This is a genomic window from Campylobacter sp. RM9328, assembly GCF_012978615.1.
Map to the genome: position 1 here is coordinate 1 of NZ_LIWF01000084.1, position 360 is coordinate 360.

The following is a 360-nucleotide window of genomic DNA, read 5'->3' on the forward strand; positions in this document are numbered from 1 at the left end:
TAGCATAACGCTAGATTTTACATTTTGATACTTTGCCTTTGTTTCATAATCAAATTCATTTATATAATCATCTCTATTTTTAAGCTCGCTCATATAATCATTATATAAATTTATAAATCTCGTGTATTGTTGATTTTGATAAGAGTTTTTATCGCTATCTCGCCAAGAAACTTTTTTAGTAATTGGGTCATATTCATTTTTAGCACCGAAATTTGTCGTATAGCCTTCAATCCAGCTAGATAACTCTTCTAATCTATAACTCCCATCAACTCCTTGCTTAGCATAAGCAATCCCAAGTAATCCTAAATCAAAAGTTCCTAATTTTAAATTTATATCTATCCAGCCATCTTCATCGGCTAA

General features: G+C 30.0%; 1 pseudogene. It reads right to left on the reverse strand.

Annotated elements, in window-relative coordinates:
• Nucleotides 1-360: pseudogene (locus CCAL9328_RS10800) on the reverse strand (hypothetical protein); the annotation flags it as partial.